A 1,506-nucleotide genomic window follows, 5' to 3' on the forward strand; every position below is an offset into this window, starting at 1 on the left:
GCCGCCGTCGGCTGGGCGGCGTGCGTGGTCACGGCCGCCGACCTGGTCCTGGCGCTGCTGCGCCTCCTGGTGGCCCGCGGCGGGCCGTTCGCGCGGCCGCCGTCGGCCGACCGGGCGGCCTAGGCCTCGGCGACGCTCCCGCGCAGCTTCTCGGTCAGCTCACGCAGCGTGTCCAGCTCCTCGGGGGTGAGCGCGCCGCCCACGGTCGAGGCGATGGACTCCATGTGCACGCGGGCGACCTTCCGGAACGCGGCGTCGCCGGCCTCGGTGAGGCGCACGATCGTGGCGCGGCCGTCGCTCTCGTCGCCGCACTTGACGACCAGCCCGCGGGCGACGAGCCGGTCGATGAGGCGGCTGACGCTCGGCTGGGTGAGGAGCACGTGCTGGTTGAGGTCGCGCAGGCGGAGGCGGCCCTCGGGCTGCCGGGAGATGTTGAACAGCACGTCGTACTCGTTGAAGGAGAGCTCCCGGCTGGGGAACTCGGCGGTGAGGCGGCGCATGACGCTGACCTGCGCGCGGAACAGCGACTCCCAGGCCCGCACGGCGTCCGCGGTCTCGCCCACCAGGCCTCCTCGTCCGGTGCGCACCGCGATGGCGATCGGGCGCACGCTCTCGTCCCGAAGTCTAGGGCGGCGTCGAAGGGAGGATCCGGCGCCGAGGGGGCCGGACATGACTGAGGGCCGACCCCAGAGGCATGGGGCCGGCCCTCTCCCTTGCACCAGGAGTGTCCTGCAATCACATTCCGTCTCCACCGCCACAGCAAACGGTGGGGACGAGAAGACTGTATAACGATCCCGTAACGCCCCGCTACCCGCAATCGCCCCGATGTGCTGGGAGTACGCCGACAGCTCCGAATGGACGGGCTGTGCGGACCGCGCGGCTCTAGAAGAGGTCGGGCGACTGGGTGCTGGCGTGGTGCACGGACACGTCCGCGTGGCGGTCGAAGCGGTAGCCGGCACCGCGCACGGTGCGCACGATCTCCTCGTAGCGGCCGAGCTTGGAGCGGAGGCGGCGGACGTGGACGTCGATGGTGCGCTCGTTCGGGACGTCGTCCTCGTCCGCGGCGGACCACAGCGATCCGATGAGCTCGGAGCGCTCGATGGTGCGTCCCTCGCGGAGCACCAGGTACTGCAGCAGCTCGAACTCCTTGTACGTGAGCGGGGCCGTCTCGCCGTCGAGCACCACGCGCTTGCGGGACAGGTCGACGGTCACGCCGCCGTCCACGTGGTCCTCGTCCTCGGGCTGCTCGCGGTGCTGGGCGACGGCGGCGGGGTCCTGGAGCGCGAGGCGCACGACGTCGATGTCGCGGCCGCCCGCGCCCTCGGGGGCCAGGGCGACGGCGGCGTGGGTCTCGACGCCGGGCGCGAGCTCGGCCGCGAGGCGCTTCAGCGCGGCGACGACGGTGCCGAGGTCGGTGCCCGCGGCGGCCGCCTTCAGCTCGTCGAGTCCGACGTAGATGGCGAAGCCGCGGGCCTCGGTGCCCTCGGGGACGGCGCGGAGCCGTGC

General features: G+C 73.2%; 2 protein-coding genes. Both read right to left on the reverse strand.

Translation table 11 applies throughout. The features are described from left to right. Positions 1 to 119: 119 nt before the first annotated feature. Positions 120 to 563: a MarR family winged helix-turn-helix transcriptional regulator gene (locus Q6969_RS15560; protein WP_317231253.1), complete on the reverse strand. Its 444-nt coding sequence runs from the start codon at positions 561 to 563 to the stop codon at positions 120 to 122. A gap of 319 nt (positions 564 to 882) precedes the next feature. Then, positions 883 to 1,506, reverse strand: a 624-nt coding sequence (locus Q6969_RS15565; protein ID WP_317231254.1) for a winged helix-turn-helix domain-containing protein, incomplete at its 5' end; no start/stop codon positions are given.

Source organism: Clavibacter sp. MX14-G9D (genome assembly GCF_032917815.1).
GTDB lineage: Bacteria > Actinomycetota > Actinomycetes > Actinomycetales > Microbacteriaceae > Clavibacter > Clavibacter michiganensis_K.